The sequence below is a fragment of the Nostoc sp. C052 genome, assembly GCF_013393905.1.
GTDB lineage: Bacteria > Cyanobacteriota > Cyanobacteriia > Cyanobacteriales > Nostocaceae > Nostoc.
This window is the reverse complement of record NZ_CP040276.1, coordinates 158198-184770: the sequence shown is the minus strand read 5'-3', so window position 1 is coordinate 184770 and position 26573 is coordinate 158198. Positions and strand designations below refer to the sequence as shown.

General features: G+C 41.5%; 33 protein-coding genes. 12 read left to right on the top strand and 21 right to left on the bottom strand.

The window, feature by feature from the left end:
- Window positions 1–31: 31 nt before the first annotated feature.
- Window positions 32–982: an RpoD/SigA family RNA polymerase sigma factor gene (locus FD723_RS38325; protein WP_179069404.1), complete on the top strand. Its 951-nt coding sequence runs from the start codon at window positions 32–34 to the stop codon at window positions 980–982.
- Between the two features lie 158 nt (window positions 983–1140).
- Here the strand turns inward: FD723_RS38325 and FD723_RS38320 are convergent, their stop codons facing one another.
- A complete protein-coding gene (locus FD723_RS38320; protein ID WP_179070377.1) occupies window positions 1141–5436 on the bottom strand; it encodes a strawberry notch family protein in 4296 nt (1431 codons plus the stop codon).
- 145 nt (window positions 5437–5581) lie between these two features.
- Window positions 5582–6022, bottom strand: coding sequence for a hypothetical protein (locus tag FD723_RS38315; protein ID WP_218651876.1), 441 nt, complete (start codon window positions 6020–6022; stop codon window positions 5582–5584).
- 376 nt (window positions 6023–6398) lie between these two features.
- Between FD723_RS38315 and FD723_RS38310 the strand changes: the two genes are divergently transcribed.
- From FD723_RS38310 to FD723_RS38295, 4 genes are all read left to right on the top strand, one after another.
- Window positions 6399–7346: an RpoD/SigA family RNA polymerase sigma factor gene (locus FD723_RS38310; RefSeq protein ID WP_179070375.1), complete on the top strand. Its 948-nt coding sequence runs from the start codon at window positions 6399–6401 to the stop codon at window positions 7344–7346.
- 242 nt (window positions 7347–7588) lie between these two features.
- A complete protein-coding gene (locus FD723_RS38305) occupies window positions 7589–7840 on the top strand; it encodes a hypothetical protein (protein ID WP_179070374.1) in 252 nt (83 codons plus the stop codon).
- Window positions 7841–8079: 239 nt separating this feature from the next.
- The gene (locus FD723_RS38300; protein WP_179070373.1) at window positions 8080–9033 is read left to right on the top strand and encodes a cytosolic protein; all 954 of its coding nucleotides are present in this window, start codon (window positions 8080–8082) and stop codon (window positions 9031–9033) included.
- 73 nt (window positions 9034–9106) lie between these two features.
- On the top strand, window positions 9107–10345 hold the full coding sequence (locus FD723_RS38295; protein WP_179070372.1) for an AIPR family protein: 1239 nt from the start codon (window positions 9107–9109) through the stop codon (window positions 10343–10345).
- Between the two features lie 350 nt (window positions 10346–10695).
- Here FD723_RS38295 and FD723_RS38290 read toward each other — a convergent pair whose 3' ends face one another.
- Together FD723_RS38290 and FD723_RS38285 are read right to left on the bottom strand one after the other, a co-directional pair.
- Complete coding sequence (locus FD723_RS38290) at window positions 10696–11556, bottom strand: class I SAM-dependent methyltransferase (RefSeq protein WP_256875397.1); 861 nt, start codon at window positions 11554–11556, stop codon at window positions 10696–10698.
- Window positions 11557–12195: 639 nt separating this feature from the next.
- Window positions 12196–14202: a DEAD/DEAH box helicase gene (locus FD723_RS38285; protein ID WP_179070371.1), complete on the bottom strand. Its 2007-nt coding sequence runs from the start codon at window positions 14200–14202 to the stop codon at window positions 12196–12198.
- A gap of 208 nt (window positions 14203–14410) precedes the next feature.
- Here FD723_RS38285 and FD723_RS38280 point away from each other — a divergent pair, with 208 nt between their 5' ends.
- Entirely contained in the window at window positions 14411–14587 is a 177-nt protein-coding gene (locus FD723_RS38280; protein WP_179070370.1) for a hypothetical protein, read from the top strand.
- Window positions 14588–14601: 14 nt separating this feature from the next.
- Window positions 14602–15030, top strand: coding sequence for an HAD-IIIA family hydrolase (locus tag FD723_RS38275; RefSeq protein WP_256875396.1), 429 nt, complete (start codon window positions 14602–14604; stop codon window positions 15028–15030).
- A gap of 427 nt (window positions 15031–15457) precedes the next feature.
- Here the strand turns inward: FD723_RS38275 and FD723_RS38270 are convergent, their stop codons facing one another.
- From FD723_RS38270 to FD723_RS38260, 3 genes are all read right to left on the bottom strand, one after another.
- Entirely contained in the window at window positions 15458–15922 is a 465-nt protein-coding gene (locus FD723_RS38270) for a GNAT family N-acetyltransferase (protein ID WP_256875395.1), read from the bottom strand.
- A gap of 118 nt (window positions 15923–16040) precedes the next feature.
- The gene (locus FD723_RS38265; RefSeq protein ID WP_179070369.1) at window positions 16041–16448 is read right to left on the bottom strand and encodes a VOC family protein; all 408 of its coding nucleotides are present in this window, start codon (window positions 16446–16448) and stop codon (window positions 16041–16043) included.
- A gap of 455 nt (window positions 16449–16903) precedes the next feature.
- Complete coding sequence (locus FD723_RS38260; protein ID WP_179070368.1) at window positions 16904–17125, bottom strand: hypothetical protein; 222 nt, start codon at window positions 17123–17125, stop codon at window positions 16904–16906.
- Window positions 17126–17236: 111 nt separating this feature from the next.
- On the opposite strand from FD723_RS38260, the gene tumA reads away from it, so the two are divergent.
- Both tumA and tumE read left to right on the top strand, forming a co-directional pair.
- Window positions 17237–17467 carry an antitoxin TumA gene (gene tumA / locus FD723_RS38255; RefSeq protein WP_179070367.1) on the top strand — a complete coding sequence of 77 codons (231 nt, stop codon included), beginning with the start codon at window positions 17237–17239 and terminating at the stop codon, window positions 17465–17467.
- A complete protein-coding gene (tumE, locus tag FD723_RS38250; protein ID WP_179070366.1) occupies window positions 17457–17840 on the top strand; it encodes a toxin TumE in 384 nt (127 codons plus the stop codon). The genes tumA and tumE overlap by 11 nt, the downstream gene beginning before the upstream one ends.
- Before the next feature lie 30 nt (window positions 17841–17870).
- On the opposite strand, the gene FD723_RS38245 is transcribed toward tumE, so the two are convergent.
- The 13 genes from FD723_RS38245 to FD723_RS38185 form a co-directional block, all read right to left on the bottom strand.
- Complete coding sequence (locus FD723_RS38245) at window positions 17871–18545, bottom strand: hypothetical protein (protein ID WP_179070365.1); 675 nt, start codon at window positions 18543–18545, stop codon at window positions 17871–17873.
- Between the two features lie 68 nt (window positions 18546–18613).
- On the bottom strand, window positions 18614–18808 hold the full coding sequence (locus tag FD723_RS38240; RefSeq protein WP_179070364.1) for a hypothetical protein: 195 nt from the start codon (window positions 18806–18808) through the stop codon (window positions 18614–18616).
- A complete protein-coding gene (locus FD723_RS38235; RefSeq protein ID WP_179070363.1) occupies window positions 18809–19111 on the bottom strand; it encodes a hypothetical protein in 303 nt (100 codons plus the stop codon). It abuts the gene before it with no gap.
- Window positions 19104–19412, bottom strand: a complete 309-nt coding sequence (locus tag FD723_RS38230; protein ID WP_179069433.1) for a hypothetical protein — start codon at window positions 19410–19412, stop codon at window positions 19104–19106. Before FD723_RS38230 ends, FD723_RS38235 begins: the two co-directional genes overlap by 8 nt.
- Window positions 19405–19632 carry a hypothetical protein gene (locus tag FD723_RS38225; RefSeq protein ID WP_179070362.1) on the bottom strand — a complete coding sequence of 76 codons (228 nt, stop codon included), beginning with the start codon at window positions 19630–19632 and terminating at the stop codon, window positions 19405–19407. Before FD723_RS38225 ends, FD723_RS38230 begins: the two co-directional genes overlap by 8 nt.
- 89 nt (window positions 19633–19721) lie before the next feature.
- On the bottom strand, window positions 19722–21263 hold the full coding sequence (locus tag FD723_RS38220) for a hypothetical protein (RefSeq protein WP_179070361.1): 1542 nt from the start codon (window positions 21261–21263) through the stop codon (window positions 19722–19724).
- Window positions 21263–21550 carry a hypothetical protein gene (locus FD723_RS38215; RefSeq protein ID WP_104899637.1) on the bottom strand — a complete coding sequence of 96 codons (288 nt, stop codon included), beginning with the start codon at window positions 21548–21550 and terminating at the stop codon, window positions 21263–21265. Before FD723_RS38215 ends, FD723_RS38220 begins: the two co-directional genes overlap by 1 nt.
- Before the next feature lie 16 nt (window positions 21551–21566).
- Window positions 21567–21932: a four helix bundle protein gene (locus FD723_RS38210; protein ID WP_114080759.1), complete on the bottom strand. Its 366-nt coding sequence runs from the start codon at window positions 21930–21932 to the stop codon at window positions 21567–21569.
- Between the two features lie 38 nt (window positions 21933–21970).
- Complete coding sequence (locus FD723_RS38205) at window positions 21971–22411, bottom strand: hypothetical protein (protein WP_179070360.1); 441 nt, start codon at window positions 22409–22411, stop codon at window positions 21971–21973.
- 22 nt (window positions 22412–22433) lie between these two features.
- Entirely contained in the window at window positions 22434–22754 is a 321-nt protein-coding gene (locus FD723_RS38200) for a hypothetical protein (protein ID WP_179070359.1), read from the bottom strand.
- Between the two features lie 65 nt (window positions 22755–22819).
- A complete protein-coding gene (locus tag FD723_RS38195; protein WP_256875394.1) occupies window positions 22820–23338 on the bottom strand; it encodes a hypothetical protein in 519 nt (172 codons plus the stop codon).
- A 6-nt stretch (window positions 23339–23344) separates the two neighbouring features.
- Entirely contained in the window at window positions 23345–23779 is a 435-nt protein-coding gene (locus tag FD723_RS38190; RefSeq protein WP_179070358.1) for a hypothetical protein, read from the bottom strand.
- A 711-nt stretch (window positions 23780–24490) separates the two neighbouring features.
- A complete protein-coding gene (locus tag FD723_RS38185) occupies window positions 24491–24649 on the bottom strand; it encodes a hypothetical protein (protein WP_179070357.1) in 159 nt (52 codons plus the stop codon).
- A 233-nt stretch (window positions 24650–24882) separates the two neighbouring features.
- Between FD723_RS38185 and FD723_RS38180 the strand changes: the two genes are divergently transcribed.
- Genes FD723_RS38180 through FD723_RS38170 form a run of 3 tightly spaced genes read left to right on the top strand, consistent with a single transcriptional unit; the run spans window position 24883 to window position 26234 of the window.
- Window positions 24883–25152, top strand: coding sequence for a hypothetical protein (locus FD723_RS38180; RefSeq protein ID WP_179070356.1), 270 nt, complete (start codon window positions 24883–24885; stop codon window positions 25150–25152).
- A gap of 39 nt (window positions 25153–25191) precedes the next feature.
- Window positions 25192–25746, top strand: a complete 555-nt coding sequence (locus tag FD723_RS38175; protein WP_179070355.1) for a GNAT family N-acetyltransferase — start codon at window positions 25192–25194, stop codon at window positions 25744–25746.
- A 14-nt stretch (window positions 25747–25760) separates the two neighbouring features.
- A complete protein-coding gene (locus FD723_RS38170; protein WP_179070354.1) occupies window positions 25761–26234 on the top strand; it encodes a hypothetical protein in 474 nt (157 codons plus the stop codon).
- Between the two features lie 100 nt (window positions 26235–26334).
- Here the strand turns inward: FD723_RS38170 and FD723_RS38165 are convergent, their stop codons facing one another.
- On the bottom strand, window positions 26335–26547 hold the full coding sequence (locus FD723_RS38165; RefSeq protein ID WP_179070353.1) for a hypothetical protein: 213 nt from the start codon (window positions 26545–26547) through the stop codon (window positions 26335–26337).
- Between the last annotated feature and the right edge of the window lie 26 nt (window positions 26548–26573).

Here is a 26573-nt window from a genome sequence, read left to right as displayed (position 1 = left end):
ATTCCTTGGTTTAAAAAAGTGTTGATTTTGTATGTCCAGCCTGAGTTCAGACATGGTTCGCATCTATTTACAAGAAATTGGTAAGTATCCTCTATTAAAACCAGACGAGGAAATTGCTTATGCAAGACTTGTACAAGAAATGATTGCCATTGAGCAATCTAAAAATGAACTCACTCAACAGCTAGAGCGTGAACCAACAATGACAGAATTAGCCAACACTGTTGAAAAAACCGAAACACAAGTCAGATCAGCACTACACCTTGGTCAAAAGGCTAAACAAAAAATGGTGACAGCTAACCTGCGGCTGGTAGTATCTGTTGCCAAGAAATACCAGAACCGGAATTTGGAATTCTTAGATTTGATCCAAGAAGGAGCAATCGGTTTACAAAGGGGTATAGAAAAGTTTGATCCCAATCGGGGTTATAGACTCTCAACTTACGCCTACTGGTGGATTAGTCAAGCTATAACAAGAGCAATTGCAGAACAATCCCGCACTATTAGATTGCCTGTTCATCTCACTGACATACTTAATAAAATCAAGAAAGTGCAGCGAGAAAGCTTTCAAAAACTTGGCCGCCATGCCACTGCTGAAGAAATCGCAAAATCATTAAACCTAAGCACAGATAAGCTTCGAGAATATCTTGCCGCTTCTCGTACAGCTATCTCTTTAAATAAACAAGTTGGAGATGAGCAAGAGACAGAGTTGGGCGAAATTTTAGCAGACGTTGGTGTTTCACCAGAAAAACTGCTCACCCAAGAACTTTTATCCCAAGATGTGGCTAAATTCTTAGAACCACTAACACCTATACAGCGTCAAGTGTTGACTTTAAGCTTTGGGCTTGATAACGATCAGCATTTCAATCTCGCTCAGATTGGGCAACAGCTAAATCTTAGCCGAGAAAGGATTCGTCAAATCCAGGTCAAAGCTATAAGTATTCTCCGCCATCGACAAAACGACATACAAGAGTATTTATTTGAATGAACCATTATGTAAAAATAAGTTGTACAAATTTCAGTAGACCGAAAAGTTTGACGTAGCTGCTATATCTGCCCCTTTTTTGGTGCAAAATGTGAGACCATCACACTCTTGTTTGAGCAAAAAATAAGCTGATGTATCTAATGAATACATCAGCTTTTGACTTATCCCAAGATTTCAATCACAGCCGCTAGAATAGCTGGTGCTTTGTCTGAAACCGGAATGAATACCCGCTTTTTCCAGTTGATGATCTCGGTGAAACATCCAGCAGCTAAAAGCCGCTCTGCCAGTGAGATAGCATTAACCAACTCTATACGAGGTTCTGCGGCAATATAAGAACGCCGTAAAGTTACGCCACCCGGTAACTGCTGGGAATAGCCTTCGTTTAGCACTAAAGAGACTAACTCCTGTGGGCTTAATAGCTTGTTCTTGAGTCCGAGTTGTTCAGCCACCGACTGGATATCCTGAGCATTTACTACCCGACCGAGAATCTTTTGTCCATCGCTGGTTTGCAAGCGGAAGACTCGGCTATTGTGCTGCGGCAAGATTTTCCAAATGGGCAACAAAATACCGGTGACTAAGTGCAGATAATCGGTAGTGAACTTGGGCAATGCGTCTACTTCAGTAGACCACCCTGCGACGAACGCATCGACACAAACCGCTTTCCAAGTGGAAGATTCTAAATCCTTGACTGGTATACGGGTTTCTTTTTGGGGACGGACGAGTAACACTCTTGGTACAACACCACCATCAGCGTCATAGATACTATGTGTCGGAATTGACACAGCAGCATTGCCTGACTTGGAGTTGATCATGAGCCGTCCTTGATATTGAGTGGCGAACTCTAACATCTCGTCAGCAGTTTTAATGTTGTTCTTCTGGGTGCGTTCGACTTTCAAGTAATTGGTGACGCTACCAGTTTGAGCATGAGTGTACACAGCTTCCTGGCTCTCAACAGCAAAGCGTTCAGCCCGGAGTGTCTCTACACCCATCTCATAGACCCCTGCCGCGATCGCTGCTTCAATCTGTTGACTTAGCAACAACTCAAAACGCTCGAAAATGGTGTTTTGCATATCGATGCGTAAAGCCAGCAGCCGATTAAGGAATTGCCGTAATGGGGGCAAGTCGATCTTCATCCCGCCTTCGTGGGAAGTCAGCGATAAACCCGTCATTTGCTCGAATTTCCCCAAAGATACTTCGTAAAATCGACCTTGAAATATTTGCTTGAACAGTTCGTACAAGGCATACTCTGCATACTGAGATTCTAGGTTATCCTTAGCTTCAAATATCCCATTGCCACCCGTCTGCCGTTGACCACGAGTCAGAGCGCCCAAGCTATCCAGCCGTCGAGCAATAGTGCTGATGAATCGGCGTTCACCTATAACGTTCGTCGTGACTGGTCTGAACACGGGCGCAGATGCTTGGTTGGTTCTGTGCGATCGCCCTAAACCTTGGATGGCATTGTCTGCTCTCCATCCGGCTTCAAGCAGATAATGCGATCGCCGCCGACGATTCGCAGCATTTAGATCAGCATGATAACTTCTGCCTGTGCCACCAGCGTCACTGAAGATGAGGATTTGTTTGTCTCCTTGCATAAACGCAGCAGTTTCAGCAATATTCGCCCCACTACCCCGTGAATCAACGAACAAACGCCCTGAATCATCTTTCAGAACTCGCTTGCTGCGACCAGTTACTTCGGCAATTTGCTTGTGACCAAAATGCCACAGCAATTGTTCTAATGCGCCAGGGATTGGATCAAGACATGCTAACTTATCGACTAAGGCATCTCTCAAAGCTACAGCTTCTTGGGAAATAACTGGAGAGCCATCAGCGTCAAAGACCGGCTCGGATCTTTCTTCTCCATCAACGCCAGAATGAATGGAATGCAGATGAACAGGGAAAGCACTCATCAAGTAGTCCATGACATATTCTCGTGGGGTCAAGTCAAGATTGAGATCCTTCCATTCGGAAGCCGTAACTTCATCAAGTCGTCGTTTCAAAAGTTCTTCATTAGTCGAAACTATTTGAATGACAACAGCAAGACCAAGGGATAGATCCTGCTCAATCGCTTTGATCAACTGCGGACATTTCATCCCTGTGAGAAGATGATTGAAGAATCTTTGCTTGTGCGATTCAAACTGCGAGTTGGCAGACATCTTAGCAGCACGATTGTACGTTTTTGCGCCAGTTATATTGCAAGCTTCTAAGGCTTTGTCTAAATTATTATGAATAACACCAAAAGCATCGGAGTAGCTGTTATAAATCCGTTCCTGAGTCGGCGTTAACTCAATTTCGAGAGTTTGATATTCAACTCCCTCGAAGGAAAGGCTCCGCGCCAGATACAGTCCCAAAGCCTTGAGATCCCTGGCGACCACTTCCATTGCAGCGATACCACCGCCCTCAATGGATTCCACAAAATCCTCACGGGAGGTAAACGGAAAGTCGCCCGTCTGCCAAAGCCCCAGACGATTTGCATAAGATAGGTTAGAAACCTTCGTCGCTCCAGTAGCAGAAACGTAGAAAACCCGTGCCTGGGGTAAGGCATTTTGCAACCTCAGCCCAACAATGCCTTGCTGGGATGCTGCAACCATACCGAGTTTGCCCTCTTGTGCCATTGCGTTACCCATGCTGTGGCACTCGTCGAAAGCGATCGCTCCCTCAAAGCCAATGCCAGCCCACTCAACGATTTGCTTAAGCCGACTTTTGCCGTTCTTTTGAGAGCGCAGAGTTGAGTAGGTGCAGAACAGAATACCTTGGGTGAAAGGGATGGGGTCGCCAAGTTTGATGTTACTCAGGTCAATGATATCTTTTTCACTACCTCCGAGCGCACACCAATCTCTACGTGCGTCCTCAATAAGAGCAGAACTCTTTGATACCCAAATGGCTTTTCTTCGTTCTTGACACCAGTTGTCGAGGATGATTCCTGCACATTGCCTTCCTTTCCCCGCGCCTGTCCCATCGCCTAAGAACCAGCCACGACGAAATTTTACGGCATTTTCTTCGCCAGTTGCCGCTACAGTCACATTATCCCATGAATCATCGACAATATAAGACCCAGAAAGAAATTCACCGTGCGCCTGACCTGCGTAAATAACGCTTTCAAGTTGTGCTTCAGATAACAATCCTTGTGAGACAATGTTTCGCGGGAGATGCGGTTTGTAAGTGGGTGGTGGTGGCGAGACAAGCGCTAGGGCTGCACTTTCGCAAAGTAGGGAAGGATGAGGTAAAGCGTCCTTGATTCTGATTCGTTGTGGGCGATAGGTTTCATATAAAGTATCTTTGAGTCCATCTGTAGCAAACCATTCGACGACTTCGTATTCCAGAATAACCACATCTGGAATTTCTGCGGAGGGTTCTGGTAAAGCGATCGCTGTACGCTTCGTTGGCAGTTTAACAACCTTCGCTGCAACGACAGCAGCTTTAATAGTTGCAGCATTCCATTGCGATGCCTGCGGCAACGTCAAAGACGAACGCCCAGGCAATTGCTGAATCAGTGCCAGTATTTCAGGCAGATTTAAAGTTTCGGTAATGCAAGGTATTTCGCTGGAGTCAGCCGGAACCTTGTCAATTACTGTGATTCTGGTGTCAATTTGCGTACCATGTTTTGAGTACACCTTGCCGTTAACCCCGACTGACATTAAAACTCGTGCTTCTGAGTGCCACCTAACAAAAGTCTCTCGCCAGCTTGGGTTAGCCGGAGAAAACCAGTTAGCAGTAATTGTTACCAGTCGTCCGCCGTCAGCTAGCCTTTGCAATGCTGAGTTGATGTGGCGAGGGGTGGCATCAGGGTTGCGACTGCTGATTTTCGGGGACGACGAAAACGGTGGATTCATCAGCACAACTGAGGGCTGAGTCTTGCCAACCAGATAGTCGTTAATTTGTTCCGCGTTTACTGAGAATAGTGGTGTACCAGCGAATAATCGCCGCAGAATCTTCGATCTATCGGGTGCAAGCTCGTTGAGCATCAGACTTGCACTGTGCAGTTTAGCCATTTGTGCTAACAAACCAGTCCCGGCTGATGGCTCCAGCACCAAATCAGTAGCTTGTATAAATCCTGCTTTGGCTACCAGAAATGATAGCGGCAGAGGGGTGGAGAACTGCTGAAGCTTTACTGACTCTTCACTGCGCCGTGTTTGCGTTGGGCAAAGGGCTACTAACTTCTGCAATTCCAATAATACTGTTAGCGGCGACTCTAATAAAAGCTTGTAACCTTTTTGACGCAGATATAAAATTTGCGCCACTTCCACAGCTTCGTAAGCATCTTTCCACTGCCATCTGCCCTCTGCCGCAGTACCGTGGAAGTGTCGATTCATCTGGGCTTGAACAGTTTTCGTAGAGAGGGGGCGGTTCTCAAGTAGTGTTTTCAAAAGCTCTTGACCAACACTTAATATTGATTGCCCATAATCTAATACTGTTTGGAAGTCGAACAGAAAACCTTGAGTGAAAAGTTGCTGTACCATTGCATCACTCACAATATTATTTTTTCACTTTTGCTATGGCGAAGCCTTTCTCTTATTAATAAATGAGGCAAGTAATTGCCTCATTTAAACCTTTGAACGTTCAGATATTTATTCTTCGGTGATCAGCCGAGGCTTAAAAAGCGAATTAACCAGCTTTACACGGTCTACCTGGCTTGCGTTTGCCTGAAGAATTTACATCAGCCTTTTTAGTTTTCGGTGACTTGTTGGCAGAATTGTTAGCTTTATTGGAACGAGTAGTACGTTTTGGTTGTGATGAAATCTCTTTAACTGGAGGCAGTAATCTCAATGTAGGGAATGAGAGAATAACTGCTTCATTACTGGTACAATGAATGACTTCATCCTCTAACATCCAAGGATCTGGCAATTTTTCAAAAGTCCGAGCTTGTGGTGTGATTACTTCTGATACTGATGGGATTGTAGAAGCGGCTATATTTCCATTGCTAACAGAAACCACATTACTAGTATAAGCAGCCGATACAAATAGTCCGTTAATGAACTGGAACATGACGAGAGTAACGAATGCCCAAAAGATAGCTACTATTGTCAAAGTGAGCAGAGATTGCATATCCATTATTATTTATCAACTAAGTATTTGTAATTTTCAATTAATTTACGCAAAGCGTCTTTGAGCCTTGTCCAAATATGAAGCGGATTTGAACATATCCTCTCTTCAAGAGAGGACTTCACTCTAAAATTAGCGTAGCGTATCTTTGATTTAATCTAACTAAATCTCTTTATTACTTTAAAACTTAGCTACAAAATAAAGTAGGTTTTAGTATTTACCTATTTGAAGATTTAAAGTATTATATTTATAAACTTATTTCCCAAATATAAACATTGGGTGAAGTCTATGGTTAAGATTTGATTGGTTAGCTAATTCTGGAAATAAAAGATTCTATTCAAACGAAAAATAAAAGTAGTCGTCACAATTAATTGAAAGTATGCCTAGCCCAACTACCGACTTAGTGCGCTCCTACCTCAAAGAAATCGGACGCTACTCTCTGCTAACCCCTGAGCAAGAAATTACAAACGCAAGGGCGTTGCAGCAGATGATGGCGATTGAAGAACAGCGCTCAAGCCTCGCACTTCAACTAAACCGAGAACCAACCACAAGAGAATTAGCTACCTCACTTGGGCAAAGCGAAGCTGAAGTGGAGTCAATTCTTCATCAAGGGGAACGAGCAAAGCAGAAAATGGTGACTGCTAACCTACGGCTGGTGGTGGCGATCGCTAAAAAGTACCAGAACCGAAACTTAGAATTTCTTGATCTGATCCAGGAAGGTACACTCGGTTTATACCGTGGCGTTGAAAAGTTTGATCCAAACAAGGGCTACAAACTTTCAACTTATGCCTATTGGTGGGTTACTCAATCAATCACACGTGCCATCGCAGAACAATCACGAACTATTCGTTTGCCGATTCATATCAACGAAAAACTGAATAAAATCAAGAAAATACAACGGGAATTATCCCAGTCGTTGGGTCGAAAACCAACTGTAGTAGAAATTGCTGAAGAATTAAAGGTTAAACCAGAGCAGGTTCGAGAATATATTCAAGCAGACCGAAAGTTAGTTTCGCTAGAAATGCGCGTTGGGAATGAACAAGAAACAGAATTAAGCGAACTTTTAGCTGACGAAAAGATTTCCCCTTTGGAAGAATTAAATTCTTCACTAATGCGCCAGAATATTAAAGAGTTGCTAGCATCCTTAGCTCCAATACAACGAGAAGTACTAACTCTACGTTTCGGGCTAGAAAATGACCATCAACTGAGCCTAACTCAAATTGGAGAACGCCTTAACTTAAGCCGAGAAAGAATTCGCCAGCTTGAATATAAAGCGCTCTCTATTCTTCGCCGTCAAAAAAGTGATATTAAGGAGTATCTTAATTAAGTTAATCGTCATTCATTTTTCCAGAATGATTCGCTTATAGTCAGGGCTGAAGCCCTGCTTTTATGCAACTTAAATGCCGATTAGCTTAGATTGATTTCTCGCTCTAGTATCATCACGGACGTAAAGGTAATATTTCCCCAGGGCAATTATCCTTGTTTTAATCATGAAGATGATGCTCTGGCTATACTATTAGTCAAAAACAAGAAACTATATTTATAAATAGCAACTTAAAAAACTAATCAATGTCCAGCAAAACAATCGATGTCCGAGAGTATACCGTCAGAGCGCACAAGCGGGAAATTCATACTCGCGTTTTCAACTTTGTGTGTAAGCAGTGTGAACAACCCACACAACGAGAAACCTTTGGTGTGCGACCGCTCTACTGTGAGCAATGCCGTCCGCCTCAACCTCCCAAGCAATCGAAATTAGTCCCTATAGGCAAGAGGAAACCCAGAGCGATGAATTATGAGAGTGGTAAAGACATAGCTGGATGATTTGTTGTCTCTTGGGTGAGTGAAGCAGTGCGCTCATTCGCCCAACCTAACTCAAACTGGTAAAAAGTAACTCTAATGAATTCACATCAAACATATTTTCTTCTTCGATTTATCTGTAGGATTAAGAAAACTTCCCAGATTAAGATTAATTGGTAAGCAACTTCAACACAATTCTCAAATCATACACTGGCTCACAAGTAGTAATACAATCAGGGGCGTGAGTTCGTTCTGGAACAAGTATGACCAATATCAACCCCCAAACGGAATATGATTCGCCGTGGAAACAGATACTACAACTTTATTTTGAAGATTTCATGCTGTTTTTCTTTCCGCAAGCACATAGGGAAATAGATTGGACACGACAGCCTGAGTTCTTGGACAAAGAATTAGAGCAGGTAGTGCGTGATGCCGAACTAGGGAAAAGACTTGCAGATAAACTGGTAAAAATATACCGCATTGGTGGCGAAGAATCCTGGATACTGATACATTTAGAAATCCAATCCCAGTCAGAGTCAGACTTTAGCGAAAGGATGTTTACCTATAACTACCGCATCTACGATAGATATAAGCGATCGGTGGCATCCTTGGCAATTCTGGGTGATGAGCAGGTAAACTGGCGACCAAATCGGTTTGGTTACGAGTTGTTTGGCACTAAAGTAGAGTTTCAGTTTCCAATTGTCAAATTGTTAGACTATCAACAACGTCAGTCTGAGCTAGAAGCCAGCCGTAACCCTTTGGCGACTGTGGTGATGGCACATTTAGCAGCAGTACAAACTCTTAGCGACAGGTTACAACGTAAGCAGCAGAAACTAAGTTTAGTGCGGAGACTTTACCAGCAGGGGTTTGAACGTGAGGATGTTCTAAACTTGTTGGCTTTTGTAGACTGGGTATTGACACTCCCCTCAGATTTAGAAAGAGAGTTCCTTTTTGAAGTAGAACAATTGGAGGCAGAGCAACGTATGCAGTATGTTACTTCTTTTGAACGCAGTGGTATTCGGTTAGGACTACTAGAAGGGATTGAATTAGGGTTAAAACTGAGATTTGGGACTGTTGGGTTAAGCCTGTTACCATCCATTTCAACAATTGAAGATGTGGAGCAATTAAGAGCAATTCTTTCAGGGCTAGAAACGGTGAGTACTATTTCCGAATTGTGTCAAATTTATCAATCGCCCACAACCGATACCCAGCAATGAGATTGAGCATCGCCCAATAGACCTATCCTCTCCTTTCTCCATAAGTCCAAAACGAATTTAACGAAAACAAACTATGCCCAAGACTTGGAATATTAAGATAGATAACTATTTTCAAGCTAACCCAAACTGCATCATCGCCACCGCCCATGTAGATTCGTTTCCAACAGACCTACCGCTAGAACCAAACATCAGGGAACCAAACCGCAAAAGCGCGACCTACAGACAAATGTTCGATTCACTGACAACCGAACCCGAAAAATTCTTCTCTCGTCACAGTGGAATCGTTCTGTCAGCGAATATTGCTAAACCTGTCAAGAACAAAACTGAACTGGAGCTAGAAGTCTTAGAAGCCAACGAGGGCGGTAGTGATGGCATTATCAACGGAGGGCATACAGTTTTAGCATTTGAGCAAGCGAAAAATTACAAATATGACCTAACCGAAGCCAGAGTAAAAGTTACGATCCACATCGGATTGAGTGAAGAATCAGCCAAAGATATAGCCCTAGCTTCAAATACTACAACACCAGTAGATTCTCGTTCCAAAGTGAATGCTAGGGGTGATTACAAATTCATCAAGCAGTATTTAGCTCAGTTAGAACAGAAAGAAGATAGAAAATTCCGCATTGCCTATTATCAAAACCAAAGCGGCGCTCCCAGAAATGCCCAGTGCAATGTCACCCATTTGCTGAAGCTCCTTTACTGCCTCGATAGAAATAAATACAACCCAGACGGCAATAAACGAACCAAGCACCCAGCAGGAATGAGTCTTCCGAGTAACATCACAGATGCAGAAAGGGAAAGATTAACTGCACTTTTGCCTCTACTAACTCATGCTCTGTGGATAGAGCAAAGACTCTACGAAATAATCCAAGACTATATCAGCAACCCCAGAAGAAAGGGTGCTAACGACCTAGCATCAATTGATATACGTAAAACGACGTTGTTGCCTGACAGCAAGTATTCATTCGGGTTTGGTGCGCCAACTGACCTCGCATTACCGATAATTGCGTCCTATCGGGTATTTTTGGACAAAGACTATAAATGGATTCTGCCGTTTAACGAATTCGCTGAAGATTTCCTGCAACACTTGTGGAATAACTATTTCCGCAAATATTTGGTGTCGGAGAAAACAGCAGGTAATACAGTCGGTACAAAAATCAGCCGCAATCAAGAGATTTGGGAAAGTTTGTATATTTCGGCGCAGAGTTATCTAAATCAGCACTTGGTGAAAATGGTCAATTCTAGTAAGTCAGAGTCAGAAGCGAAGGTGACACAAGGTACAAAAGGACGGTTGCAAGTAGGTAAGAAATAATAGTAAGCTGTCGTATCTGTAATTTTCCTTCTTCATTACAGAGTTAACAATTGTTGCAGACCCGAATGGCACGCTTGTAAAGGGAAAATCGTTGAGGCAGCGTAAGGATTGCAGAGGAGCAGGGGAGCAGGGGAGCAGGGGAGAAAGAAGAAATTTTAGGCAATTGTGTTCAGATATTTAGAAATTTCCCTATGCAATCCTTACGCTGCCTACTATTCAGCTTAACAAGCGTGCCATTCGTTGCAGACCCTAAAAAGTGCAAGTTATATGGGCGACAGCTTAGAGAAATTCAGTGATGAAAGCCCTCAAGGTGAAAGCGACGGCTGGGCTGATTTATTCAAGGCTTGTGCCTAAACTCTCACAGGTGCTTTGCGGGCAACATGAACAGCAGAAAGAAACTCAAGTTGTACGCTATCTCCAAATTTTTCTAGCTTCTCTCGCAATCCTACGCATAGTAACTCTTTGGCTTGTGGCTCTACTCTGTGCAAGGTAATCAAAAGCTTGAGGTAGTCATCAATGCTATAGGTGACTTCACACGCGGTTTGCTCGACAACCAACTCTTGAAAACAATTGGAGTCTAAAATCTCTTGTTCAAAACCCCTCAAAACCTCCGCTTGAACTACTGCGCCGTCATATCGGGCAAATGAGGGAGCATAAGCTTGATACACTTCCTCTAGAACTTGGTAAATTTCGTATTTCGGTTCTGGGGTCAGATTCCATAGCAAAATAAGAAAACCGTTATCGCACATTGCCGATGCTACCTTGGTATATCTAATCTCTGGCGGTATCCAGTGAAAGGAATTGGCTCCTAAAACCGCATTGAACTGTTTTGCTTCTAGTTCCCACTCCTCAAATGAAGTATTGCAAATTGTAACTTTTGGATATCGATCACAGTTGTGTTGTGCCAAATGATAAAAATCCTGGTTTGGCTCAATACACGTCATTGAAAAACCAAATTGAGCAAAAGCCACCGTCGCATTTCCTGGACCACAACCAACCTCAAGAATCGACGCATCTGAGTCAAGTTGGGCTAAAGCGACAGACCGATCAATTAATTCCTTTGGATAGTGTGGTCTTGCGTTGTAATAAACATCAGCAACAGAAGAATACCAAGTCTTTCGCTGTTCCAAATCCATAGAAGCTCTGGCATTTATATCTTGTCTAAAGTTTTGCATAAACTGAGGCGTGTCAGCGATGAAGTCAAATTTCATTTTAGAACCAGCAAGGGATCTGTCAAAATTTTTATTAAGGTTATTTTGAGTATTTTAACTGATTGAAAAAAAGCACTTTACTTTAACCTTTATTAGCAACGTCCTCCGTTTTTTAGGCGAAAGTTGGACTGATTTTGTTTAATATTTTAGCTTATTCTATAAGGGGCTTCTTCCTGTGGGTAAGGCTTAACTTGATGATACGAATTTGTCTCAACGTTAATTAGTCACTATACAATAGTTAACGCACTGAAGTACTGTTGAGCATTGAGATAAATGAATTCGCAAAATGAACTCCTAAAACAGCAATTGATAGAAGCGATTTCTTGTCAAAATCTGCAAGAAATTCAAAAAATCCTAAGCCTAGCACAATTAGAGGATGAGACAATAATCCTCAAAGAAGCTCTTGTACAAGTAGAGGGGAGCAAATTTTGTTTGGTTCTTGCAAGAATACGTAGGTAAAGAAAGTTATCAACAAGCCGTAAAGGATGTATCGACAAGCATGACTCAAAAACTATTTTCTTGGAGGTTTCAAGCCAGGGGTTGATTTCAACTTACACCCAGATGGTAGGATGTTGGCATCAAAGGAGGCAAATGAATATTTAGAAAATTATTAAGTTAATTCTGACCCAACATTGGGAATCAACTTAACCGGAACATGATCTTAGCAAGCTTCCCAAACCCTTGAGTAAAGGCATATTCAATCTCTGCGGGATCACAAATCTCTGTGAGTTTTGATTTCAGCCCAGGAAGTTCTCTAACCTCAATACAGATATTTACATATACATCTTTGGTTTCCACATGGAATAGTCCAGCATTTATATTTAAAAAATCACCTGTTAGCATTGAACAGTAAGTTAAGGATTCTTTCCATTGTGATTTGTACTTCATTTTAAAATAACTATCGCCTAAATTCTTTTTGAACTTAGATGACTTTTCCTGTGGTTTTGGTTCCCAGAATATACTATTCTCTAACTGCCCAAGGGCTTCTATTGTCGTTACATTAGTCGCCACATTGCTACTGCCTTGTTGTTTTAGCTTTTTCTGTTCAACAAAAGACATAGCCAAGATGCGATTCTTATGCCGTTCAAAAGCTTCCTTGTACAATTCCCATGCTTTTTTGGTAATTGCTAATTGGGATGGCTCAACCATTTTAACGATCTCGCGCCAATCTCCAAGAGTAAATTTAGTAATATTTTCAATAAAAGCGATGAAAATGGCGCTATAAATTTTAGTGGGACTCGCACCCCGTAAACCTTGCTTTTTTAGGGTATCAGTAACTAAGTCTAATCTGTAAGCAGAAACAGAAAGGTCAATTTCTGTAAGAGCAAGGTTAAAACCCTGTCTAAGTCGGATTCTGCTAAAATTTGGCTTTGCAGGACTCTCAATAGTAGTAAAATCAATCGTTTCACCACAGCTTGGACAAATAGCTTGGTGATATTGAATCAGCACTCCATCCTCGTCAACTTCGGCATTAAAATTAGCTAATTCATCAGTTAGCGGTTTAAAAATATGAGTGCAATGCTCACATTGGATTAAACCTTTGTTTTGCATTTCTGATATAGTTTTAGGCAATAAACTCCATTTGCGTGGTTCATCAGGAAGCCCATGTTTTTTCCAATTATCGGTAATATCAATAATTACCGCAGTTGGTTTTAAAGTATAAGTTCTTAGAACCCGCCCCAGCATTTGTAGCCAAAGGGTAGAGCTTTCAGTTGGACGGACACAGTAAACGCACTCAATATTAGGACAATCAAAGCCCTCGGTTAAGATTTCGTAATTAGTAATTACTTGGGTAGTACCATTGCGAAAACGCTGCAATATTTCTAATCTCTCTTGTGGGGGAGTTTTCCCATCCAAATGTTCGGCACTAATATAATTACGAGAAAATTCCGCAGCCAGGGCACGAGAATGTTCTAAGCTACAGGCGAAAATAACTGTACGAAGATTTCGTGCATATTTAAAGTAATTCTCAAGGATTTCACTAACCCCAATCTGGCTAGTGACAGCAACTGCTAGCTCTTTGGCTCTAAAATCCCCACGAGATTTTGCAACTCCAAGAGTCGAAATAGTTTGATTCGTTGCAAATAATCGAAAGTTACTTAAATACCCAGCCTGAATTAATTGAGCAGTGTCAATGCCAATAACCAAATCATCAAATAAATCAACAAAACCTTGACCGTCAATCCTCTGGGGAGTGGCAGTTACACCTAATATTTGGGCGCTTTCATAATGTTCAATTAATCGCCGATAAGATAAAGCAGTTGCATGATGCGCCTCATCTAATATCAAAAGTCCAATGTTCATTGGTAACTCTAATACCTCTCGTCTGCTCAACGTTTGAACGCTAGCAACTTGGATTCTCCGTTCGGGATTAGCCAGAACACCTGCTTTGATAATCCCAACTGGTTCACCGATAATTTGCTCTAGCTTTTCGGCAGCTTGAGATATCAACTCAATCCGATGGGCAATGACTAAAACTTGCTTTCCTTGGTCAAAGAATTTATGGGAAATATGTGCAAAACACACCGTTTTCCCGGCGGCTGTCGGGAGTTGTGCAAGCACTCGCCTATTACCATTCTCCCAAGAATTCCAAATATCTTTTATCCACTGATGTTGATAATCTCTAAGTTCGTAGGTAACAGGCATTCAATCTACCTCAACAATGATTTTTCTCCCGTGGGAATATTGCTCATTATGCCACAAGCCCTTAAAGTTAAGATACCGACAATCCCAATTTTAAAAGTAGTAAAGATGTTTTGGGTTGATTTGATGCGATTTTACTTCATCAAGAGCAAATTATAAAGATAATAACCTGGAAGTGATGCACTCCATATCAAATCTCGCCACTGTTCTAATGACTATACTTCCTTTATTATATTGGCGAGTTTTATACTGTGCGATAATGCTGGACGCGATCGCTCACGGGAGACGCGGCAACCTGTTGTCGTCTTTTGCAAGTGGTATTAGATTTAAGATGGGGAAATATACTTCTTGGAAAATCAGAAAATTTGGCATCGAACTAACAAATTAAATTCGCAATCTCAAATGCCGGCGATATTTCTAGATAAAGATGGCACTTTAATCGAAAATGTACCAAACAATGTTGATCCGCAATTAATCGAAATGAAAATCGGTGCTATTGAAGGATTACAAATACTTAGCAAAGCTGGATATAAATTAATTGTGATTACTAACCAGTCGGGAGTAGCACGGGATTATTTCCCAGAATCTGCCTTGGTGGGAGTGGAAGCGCGATTGAATGAAATATTAGAAAAAGCGGATCTATCGCTAGATGGGTTCTACTACTGTCCCCATCATCCAAATGGTGTAATATCTGAGTATGCAATTGCTTGCGAATGCCGTAAACCAAAACCAGGCTTGATTTTACGTGCAGCTAGCGAACAAAATATAGATTTAGCAAATTCTTGGTTTATTGGCGATAATCTTAGTGATGTAGAAGCTGGACATACATAGTGCAGGGTGTAAAACGATTTTGATAGATCAGGGTAATCAGTCTCAGCCCCAAATGTCTCGTTTCGGGATTGCTGACTATATTTTGGCTAACCTTTCAATAGCAGCACAGGTGATATGTAAGCATTCAGTATCTAATTTTTAGAATATCTGGCATTGAGTTATAAAAATTGCTGGAACAAGAAACCTAGAAAGATTTAGATTGATGGCACACAATCTACTATTTTAGTCAAATAATTTGTCCTTCTACAATAGACTTCTCAAATATGCCGCACCAGTATAATAAATAGTTCCTTATCGTCTAGTAGTTCGCCAAGGAAACTTGGCGGGGTAAAGGGAAAGGGGGAAGGTGGGGCCCCCTCTGGGGATAAGGGGCGGGGGGAAAGGGTTTAAATCCCTTACCCTTTTCCCTTTCCCCTTTTCCCAGTCCTCACTTAGCATTTTTGGGTTGGCAGACTACTAGTGCTTGAAATGACTGTACCTGTTTAAATCCGGCTTTTTTCCATACTTTGAGCGCACGTTCATTAAATGCTGCCACTGTAATGCGAAATAAGGTGGGATTAAACTTTGAACGTGCAAAATTGAGGACATCTGCTATGTACATCTGTCCCCTTCCCTGACCCGTGAGGTCGGGGCGCACTCCCAAACCAATGTCAAGTGAGTCTTTTGTATAATCACCTCCTGGGACTTGAGCTTCTTTACCAAAGCAGCAAAAACCAATCAGTTTCCCATTGTCAAGAATACTATAGTAAGCGTTTTCAGGGTCTAAAAACGACCCAATTAGTGTTTCATCAGATGTAGTATTATACATTTGGTAAGGTGGCTGATAATGCCAGCGAGTAAGTTTTTCTGCCTCAGCCGCATTCATCGGTTCAAAGCAAAAGTGCATTGACATACTCTCAACCGCTCACCCTGTACCTTCTGCTAAAAGTCTACTTCTTCTCGTTATTTACCAACAGCCTCTCGCCATCAGAAAAATTCACAATCTGCGTCAAACGTCGTTAAATATGTAACTATATTTGCGATGAAAGCTTGCCGTTTCGCAGTGGCGCGGCAATCCATTTCTCAACCAAATCGGAATTCAACTCTACATACTCTACTAACAACCCATCCGAGTGCTTGGCATATAGAAAGCGACCAGTAGGTGCAGGCTTGATTTCTTGTGTAATCTCGGCTCCACCTTCTAATAAAGTGCTTCGAGTCTCATCAAGATTGTCTACGATATAAGGACCGTGGCTGTCTCGGATTGGGACGAGTGATTCATCTGTTCCGCCGACGATAAACGTGTCTCCGATCGCTATCAATTCCCAGTCATTGAAATTAAGGCGTAAGTGTGGTTCTGTTTGATGCAATTTCTGAAACAGTTCAAGCGTTTTGTTGGCATCATTAGTAAACACACGAGCATAAGTTTTTAGAATCATCAGCACCTCCTTCTTTATACGTTATCTACATATTAAAATCCTTGGCACAGATTTTTTAATGTCGGTATGCTTTTGAGAATTGAGGATGGGGTGTTTGTGACACCTAACTCTATTCTCCAACGTTCATCCCCTTTAGAACACTCAATTTCCCTGAGTTAAGCGATGATTCAATGGATCTGTTTCTAAAGACAGATATTTAAGTGCGATCGCATTGAGACGTGAGCCAGGATTGCTAAACCTGCTAGCTCTACGTAGCTCGAAAATCCGCCTCAACCTCCTAAGCAATCGAAAGTAGTCCCTATAGGCAAGAGGAAACCCAGAGCGATGAATTACAAGAGTGGCAAAAGTATAGCGGGGTGATTCTTTGTTTTGAGGTAAGGGTGATACCTTCTCTTCTCTTTCAGAGACGAACTCGCGTTCGGCACATCTTTGACGAACGCCAAGGGAAAAAGCGGTTACGCCATCGCACGAAAGCGAATGAAGCAGTAGTTAATGTGTGAGGTTACGGCAGCTGCATCAAGTGGCCAGCCGTAACGAGGCTGTGGATTGGCTGTTGTAGGGGTTGGGGATTTTGCCAAACCGTATCTGTCATCCTTGCAAGCTTTGCTGCTGGCGGCTGTTGAAAAGGAGTACAACCTTGTGTGGAAGCAGCAGTAGTGACGAGACAGCAACGCCACAATAACTACTATTTAATGAGAATTTGCCTAATTTTCATAGCGCTCGATGAGGAAATTATGGAGTGACGCTCACTTATAATCAAAATATGATGATTTTGAAGTAGAGATAAAATGCGTAAACAGACCATTCAATATACATCATCCTTAGATGCTTTGGTTGCCGTCGCCAAGCGACTCAGTGTGTATGAAAACCAGCAAAAAATGGACTCGGAAGATTTTTTTTATCAGTATAATCAGGGAACATTACCAGATGATGTTCTATTTATAGAATGGGCAAATGATTACCGCCATTATCTGGTTTTGCGTCAAGAAATAGAGCAAAGATTGAACTATGCTGCCTAACATTCTATCTGATTATTTAAATCAAGTAGAACAAGCAATTGTTCAATGTCCAAATATTTATGTGGAACGTTATGAAGAAGAAATTTTAACATCCCTTCGGGCTAATTTAAGAATTAGATTGCGTTTAGCTCAAACACACTTATTAGAAATAAACGAAGCTATAGTAATCACAGACAATCAGTTGGAATTTCTTGATTATCGCTACCATTTTCAGGATGAACGAAATTGCCTGGTTTTTCGTTATGATAGTACGCCGCATTTTCCTGATATCTCTACCTTTCCGCATCACAAGCATTTACCAAATGATGTGATTAGTTCTCAGAAACCGGAAATTACTCAAGTATTAAAAGAAGCAACCGAATTATTGAAATAGTGTCAGATGAGTCTTATATCAGGAGCAATTTCATGGATGATAATCTGGGCAATTCTCATTATCCCATCCATGCGCGTGAATTCCACAGACTAATATATTCCCCTCATACTCAACTCCATGATAGTTAGTGCAACCGATACAAGCTATTGATCGGCTAACTTCATCATCAAAATCAAAATCATCATCATCATCCTCCGATTCATCAACTCGAACTAAGGATGCATTACAGTTGGGGCAGGTTTGAATATCTCGCCCCAAGTCTTTAACTAGACAAGTGAGCGATTGCCACGAAGTCATGGCCTCACCACTGTTGCTAATATGACTAGTGAGTGACGAAAAATAGGGGTAACTGCATTGGCATACGACCACCTCACCATCAGTATGCGGATCGTAATGAGCTTCTAGATATTCTTGGGCAATTCTCCAGTTTTGTTGCTTAGAAATACTTTGTGGCTCACCTTCATAGTTTACCTCCCACAGTCTCTCATCGTGAAAAATCCTAAGAGAAAATGATGTATAGTCATGAGCTAAATTTTCTAGTTCGCAATGACTTTTGGCATTTTTGTAATCAAAACTGCGATGCTCAACTATTAACTTATGCTCACGGGGATAAGACTGGATTACCAGATACTCTCCTTCATAAAAGGGATTATATTTGGTAGCAATTCGAGGGTTGAAAAATAAGAAATCCCGTTCAGTATCCATATAAATAAATTGTAATTTTTCATTTGTCCAACATAGCTGACAGAGCCAACACTGATATGTTTTGAAGATTAACTTTTTCCCTTCGCTAGCCTTCGTACCTCACTATAAGTAACAAATACAATACTTAAGCAAGCAGTTGAATTGACTACGAATGCAGGCAGACGACCACCAGTTAGCAATAGCATTACTAAAAACCCAATGCCGACTTGAGTTGTTTGTTTAACTAATAAACTGAGGCGATCTCTGACATCAAAAATTTTCATTCATCCTCCTAATCCCAGAAAAAACTTACTCCAAACACTTTGCTCTTTTGACGCTGACTCTTGTGAGCCTAAAACATTCTGTACCCCTCGCTGATTACTCTGAATCTCCTGCATATTGAGAGTGTAAATAGTTTGGGCTAACTCTGGATTCTCTTCTAACAGTTCGGCTTCAAGCTCCAACTCCTGCTGCAACAACCGGGCGTTTCGACGCAAGAACATCTGCTGGTTGTACCGCCTAATGATAAGTGATTCTGAGAGTTGTAGTTGTTCTTCAAAACTCAAGTCTTCGTATTCGTTAAACATCTTCGTGAACTCCGATTAAACTAAAGTACTCGGCTGAAAGTTCCATCAAGTATCTGAGTGCCAAGCAATTACCGTAGTTAGTGTATATTTGAGTTATTGTATGCAGGATGAACGGAATATTATCCGGTGTGACGTTTTGGAACTGAATGGCTAGATTAAATGCTGAGTTTTCATCTTCTGGCTCTAGTGGCGGTGCGTCTGTCCAGACTATTAAACCTCGCTTGTCCAGTTCTGCTAAAGAAATATCATTTATAGCATCAACAACTGAATCTGGTGCATATTTTAGCAATAGCTTAATCATAGACAATTCCTCCATACAATAATTGATACCCTAGCCTCAATCTTGTAATAAATTCGTTAGTATTGCGATTCCCCCAAACAGGATTACTACGGCTTTTTATCCAGTTGATTGGACTATGACAAATCTCATTATGACAACGGTAGCACGTAGGAAATGTAGATTGACCAATGATGTCGTTGCCGTAGTAAGCGTGATGGATTTCTTCACTTTTCTTAGTCAAGCAAACGACACAATAATTGTGAGTTTTTCTGTGAGCGATTGCTACTTGTTTTCTGTACTCTTTGGGATTACCATATCGAGCGCTCCAATTTAATTGTCTGGGTAGCCGAGATTTTCTAATAGTAATTTTACTCCCTTTTCGTTTAACTCTTGCCCGGTTAATTCGTGCCACTTTTGTTTGATTTCCTGAAAATGTGGTCTTCTCCCTAATTCTGTTGCCCATTTTCTAATTTCTTGATACCAGTCAACCTGCTGCTGTGAGGATTGCTGATTATTTTTAGAACTATTAACAGTGTCAGCATTCGGTTTGGAATCCTGTTTTTGTTCCAGACCTTTGATATCAAATTCCGGGATTAGGGCAACGAAGGGATTAGACCGAGTGGGAATTACTAAGGCATAACGTACACCAGCTTTATCTAGTAGTTCGCAAGCTTGGCGTAACATCTCTAAAATCTCTTTTTTGACATTTACAAAGTCTTGGGGATGGTCAAGAATATAAGAGGATGTTTGCCCTGTGGCAATAAAACAGACGTTCTTTAAGGACGGGCGACTAAATCCGGTTTCTCCAGAGAGTGGGGACTGGCCCATAAACACCCCATGTCCTTTAAGTCCGGCGGTGAATTTGATGATATAGTTCCAAAAACCTTGCAAGTCTTTGGCGGTATCAGCATCAACCATTCCTGGAAGTCCCTTGCCACCACCAAATACAGAGTCCACCTCATCTTGAGCAAGAAATAATTCGGGAACACCGTGACATTCACCACCAACAATTGATACTCTTGCTTTCTGTTTGTCAATTTGGTCTGTGGCAAAGATGACCCAATTTATTAATTCTTTCATGCCGTCAAACTTACGGCTAAACTTGCACAACCATCTAGTGACATCATCTTTTGGATCGCTGCCGATGACAATCGCTGGCGTTTGAGATTTTGCAGCAATTTTGTTGATAATCACCCCAGCCAGCGTAGACTTCCCAGATTGTGTTCCACCAGATAGGTAAAAATGGTGATTGCTGCGAAGAGTCATATTTTGATTAGATGCAGCATCACACAGTTCATCAATCCAAGCACCATCAATTCTGATGTACTCAGGATAATTAGCTGCGATCGCTTGCAGAATTTTCATTGCACCCGGATTAATCACCGACTGCACCGATTCTTCATCGATGTCAGCAATATCGGGATTGGGAATACCAGTCGGTGAAGGTGATTGTTGTGCTGGCGGTTCTGGAAGTGTAACCAACCCTTGCAACTGATATTCAGCTATCCACCGGGGGCGCTCTTGTACTGGTAGCCGATTCACGTAATCAGCAACTCGGCGTTTGGCAGCGATCGCAGTGGTGACATAATCATAAACAGCCTCACCTTGTAAATGCTGTTTAAGTGCTTTGAGGTCAGCTTCTAGCAAAGACTGGTAAACTTTTTCCTTACTTTCGCTGATTTGGGCGGATACCCCAAATAAGCCAGCACTAACTGTTCCAGCACCAAGTAGCATCCCGGTTGTTATTCTGTCAGTATTTAAGAAAAAAGGAGCAGACAGACATAACACTGTACTTGCTCCTAAAGAACATAAAATACTCCGTTCGGCATGAATGACGCTACTGGCAGTTAGACGTTGTAATTCAAATCCCATTACCTCACCCCCAACGCAACACCGGCTGCAACTAAAGTCAAAAACACAAACAGAAATATGACTCCAGGCATTAATCCAATAATGAAAGTTTTGCGGTTAAAGCCGAATCCTTTAATGACTAAACCGCCAAAGTTGAATAACCCCAGAACTATGCAGCAGATAGAGATTATGCCAATAAACCAAAGAATGTATCGACTAACGGGGCTGGCAACGGATAAATAACCCATAAACATAGAAAAGCCAACCCCAGACACTGCATATCCTATATGAGAGAGCTTGATTTGCATAATCAGAATCCAGAAGTCAGGAGTCAGAAGTCAGAATGGAATTAACATAACTTGTTAGTAATTTGCTAACTTCTTCAAGTTGGTTAATTGCGTTTGCCATATCACCGTAATTTAAATCCCTAGCTAGGATTAAATAATATCTACACTCTTCTAAAGAACCCTGTGCCGTGTTCATAAATCTTGCTTTATCTGCTCTCCCTTTTTTCTTAAATCCCTCAGCAATATTAGCGGCGATAGAAACAGATGCACGTCTAAATTGTGAGGATAACCCAAATATTTCTGACTTAGGAAATTGACCAGTCAGTTTATATACGTTCAAAACAAATTGATGTGCTTTCTGCCAAACTATTAAATCTTGAAATGTTTTTGCTGCTTGTCTCATTTATTCTGACTCCTGACTTCTGACTCCTGACTCCTGATTTAGAACCTGAAACTATCACCCACTTCATCAAATGCTTTTTCGTATCCCCCAAGTTGACGCTGCTGTTCCTGGGAACCGAAGGCATGACGAATTACCGCTTCCCCATGTAGCGCCCTAGTTCGCTGCAAATCTTCCTCAATCTTCATGGCTTCTTGGGAATATGCCAATTGGTTTTTATACATCTCTGCCAAAGATTGCAACTGCTTAAGCTTGTGCCGGGAAAATTTAGTGTGCAGCCATTTCTGTGCTTTTAGAGTACCAGCTACTTCTGCTTCATCAAGAACCTGCTTTGCTGTAGTGTAAGCTGGCAATGTGTAGCGATCGCGGATTGATGAAGGTAAATTACCCTCAATTTGGGTAGCATCCCCAACCCTTAAATCTGTTGATACTACTCCATCACCTTTACCGCCGAATAAACCAGGAAGCCATTTTCCTAACATTCTCCTCTCCTCTCCTCTCTAACTACTTAAAATTGGTATAAGTCTGCTGAACTTGTTGAACTTGTGAGCCGATATATCGGGTTATGCCATATATGCCCATGAACGAAAACATCAATATAGTAAAAGCTGCGATCGCAGTTTGAGCCATCATCCCTCGTTGCATTAACTCCTCAATCTGTCTATTGGACTGCGATCGCGCCTTTGACTCATCAATAATTTGCTGGACTACCAGGAATTCTTCTGGAGAGAGGTTTTCTAGTGTCAGCCCCGACAGATTCAACTCGCCGTCCTTCTTCAGGTGAATATTTAATACTTTGCGATGGATTTGGTCTTGTTGCTCCATATATTGCCACGCCCAAAACGAGGGTTAATAGCAGCAGATTTAGTGCTGCTGCTACCAAGATCAATTTATTCGGTCGCATCTGCATTGCTAGCAGAGAGATAGAGCGATGCAATCTCCTGACCGAAACGAAAAAAGGCTTCTGGTTCCCCCTTATAATCTCTGGCGTACTCTGCGATTTCTGCTAGATATTCGTTAGTTACACCATCTAAATCTTCAATAGTTTTTTGTGCCTCTCTATGAGCGAACTCTCTGACTCCTTGGTTAATACCAGTGCTGAAAGCAGAAATTTCTTCTAACTTCTGTTTTGCTTGGTTGGCAAGAGCGATTTTGTAATCATTCATGTCCTCTTGCGCTTTTTTAGTCTTGGCTCTTGGTCTTTTCGCTGCTTTTCCATTCGAGGCATGGCTAGTAGCAAGTGTACCAGATTGCCCACGTTCAAGAATTATCTGGTCAGCGAGACTCATAGCATCATCATCACTTAATGTATCTGAATCAAGCCCACGCTTTTTTAACTCTGCCAGTAAGTCTTCGTCTGAGAGATTAATATCATTACCTTGTAGCAAAGAACGTAAAACTTCCATCATTAACTCCTAGCTACGAATGTTTTTATTTTCAGGAAACGTAAATTTCGTTTGAGAAACTAATTTGACAATCCACTTTTGAATTTCATAACTTGTGTAAACTCTATCAACACTAAAAGGGCATTTTATCTCCTGCCCCCAACGGTAAATAGTGGCTACAGAAGGATGTGGCTTTAATCGCTGGAGTGCAAGTCGTAACTCATCACCTTTACAAACCAACTTTGGAAGATTGTCCAAAAAGAAACGATAGCGATTTACATCAGCGATTCTAATAGCTTTATAAGGATTGCGTTTCCTCAATTCCCCATAAGCCTTGACTTGCGACATGAAAGAGATATCATTTTCGTCTTTGATGTTCAAGCGCTTTTTAACTCTTTGCCAAGTCCGGTCACACACCTTTCTGCCAAGCGATCTCTGGTACTCCAATCTCAATTTAGATGCCATTTCCTCCTCTTTTGCGACAAACTAGATTTTTTTTCTCAATCGCTTCTATCCCTTGCTGAATCAGGAATAGGACTCGCCGTGAGAACCTTTAATTGGATTTAATGATGAGAATTTTATTGGTCATAAACCCCAAACCCCTTTGATGACGTAAAATTTTGGTTAATTTTGGCGACAGATTCTCATGGCTTGTCGCTTCATACATATAAAAATACCCGCTTTTGTTGGGCGGGTCATTACTTGATTAACTAATAGTTAATAAACAGGAGTTAGGAGTCAGAATTCAGGTGGTCACTGAGCGTAGTCGAAGTCAATCAGAATGGTATCAGAGGTGGATTCAGACCTGCACTTTTCTTGTTGACCATACTTGCACCTTGTTTTGTTACCACCAACTTTTCTTACTTTGTGGGTTGCTAGAATATCGGTTATTCATCTGTCTGACTTCTGACTCCTGACTCCTGTTTCAACAATTAAGCAACAAGATTTCGTTTAAGTTCATAGAGCCGAGCTATTAAAACGAATTTAAGCATATTTCGTGTTCTCTCAGGCATCTGAGGAAATTTGATGCCGGGGCCCCATTTGATCTGCACTGTTTTGAACGGTACATCAAGTTCTCTTGAAAGAATTGAACAGTACTCTTTGAAAATTCCGCGTTCGCTTTCAAGGCATTCTACTGACTCCAGAGACATTCCAGTATAAGCAGATTTTATTTGTCTACAAAAAGTTAATGGAGATATATCTGGAATGCGCGTTTTTGGTAACATCTATAAATCCTCCAAGGTTTGTTGGGGGTAGTGCTTCGGCACGAGCGATCGCAGTCTTAACGCGATGCGATCGCTTAATAAATTTATCGAAACAGAATTCAGCAATCAAGAGTCAGGAGTCAGGATACAACTCGTGTAGTCCGACCGGAAAAGCTCATTTTTCACTCATATTAAAGAAAGCATATTTAGTGGTCAACTTTCCCAGTTGTGTGTCTGAATTCTCCCTGTTTAATTCTGGTTCCTAACTCCTGACTGTATTTTATTACCATACCGTACCATACAAAAATTTGCATCTATGACGTAAACTACCGTACCATCAGAAAACTAATTGCTCTGCCGAATATGCCGAAACCAGGATTTAAAACCATAACAGTTCCTGACTGGATTATTGAGGAAATTAAGAGACAGCCTGACTATAAAGGGAATCAAGCTGCCACTTTGGGGGCGCTTGTTAGGGATGGTGTTGCGGCTCGTGGCGGAGAATTGGAAAACCCAGCAATATTCCTTGCACAAGTACTGAATCACTTACCTAATTGGGAGCGGCGCGAATCCTGGGAGTTGGCGCTGACTATTTTGGGTTGGTTGCAAGAAACAGAGCATGATGCTGATTGATCGGATTGATAAAATTGGTTCATGGGTAATTTTGGTGCTATGCGAACAAAAGTAAAACTAATTTGCGGTCAAGATAACACGATTGTGGAAGCAGATTTAGTGGAGCTATTGCAAAAGCACGTTGATGATTATGCCAACAAGTGGAAAGAAGAATTAAAACTGCACGAGCAATCAGATAAATTTTGGGACTGGGAGTTTAAACTAGAGTTTGTCATTAATAGACAAGCAAACCGCGAAGGCTATGCGATTGAATACGAAGATGAAACTCAAGGATTAATGCTGATTGAAACCCAAATGCACGGTTCTCGTCTACAAGAGGGAAAACGCTTGATATATATTGATGGCATAGCTACCGCACCTTGGAATCGGTTATATATCCAACGTCCGCCAAAATTAAAAGGTGTTGGAACTGCATTTTTGGCGTTTGCCAGAACTCGCAGTTTAGAGCTAGGTTATGAGGGCAGAGTAGGGTTACATTCACTACCTGGAGTAGAAGAATTTTATGATAACCAAGGCATGATTGATGTCGGAGAGGATGAAGATTACGACGAACTAGTTTATTTTGAGTATGGAGTTTTTCGTTCTCCTGTATGAGGTAGTAAAGCTAAATGAGTCAATTATTTGATGAAGAATCTTTAAGAAAAAGTGTTGAAGCTGAGGATAAAGTTGGTGGCAAGATTGGGGCTGGATTAGATTGGGGGTCAGCATTTGGTTCCTTAATGGGCAATCTAGAACTTTTGGGACGTTTCACAACGTTGCGTATTTCTCTAAATAGAGAAGTGCGGTTGCTGCTGAATAATTGGAATTTAGGCACAGCTACGAAAATTGCCGTAAAATCTGCAAGAGAAAGAATACTTGAAAAGTTGAGATTGCCAACCCTAGAGGTAAGAGAATACATACTTGCCACTCTGGAAAATGATGAGCTTTATGGTGAAGAATTCATTTCTAATCGAGAAATACTGCGCGAACTTCTTGGATTGTTATTAAAACAAGAAGATTGGGAAACCATTGCAGCAGTCGCAGCAGAGTCGTTAAAGAAAGAAATTATACATCAAGCTGTTGGTGAAAAGATTTCAGCATAAGTTATATTTTCAAAAGAAAACTCATGATCTTGTTTCTAAAGAACAAAGTTTTGTACAAGATGATGTGACAACTTTTGAAGTTTCCATACGATCGCTCCTATTATTGTCTTAATTGTGTTTGTACTACTCGCTGCTTCCTTTTCTCTACCAAAATCTGACCGATAGCTCCCCCAGTACCCAGCCCCAACATTCCTGTCGCAATCATATACATTGCATTCTTGCCAAAAAATTGCACTCCTGAATATCCGATAGATATGGACGCTAATGTACCAGTGAGACTTAAAACAATTACTTGTACTTGATTTCGTTTCATAATTTAAATTCCTTTGCTTGATAGAG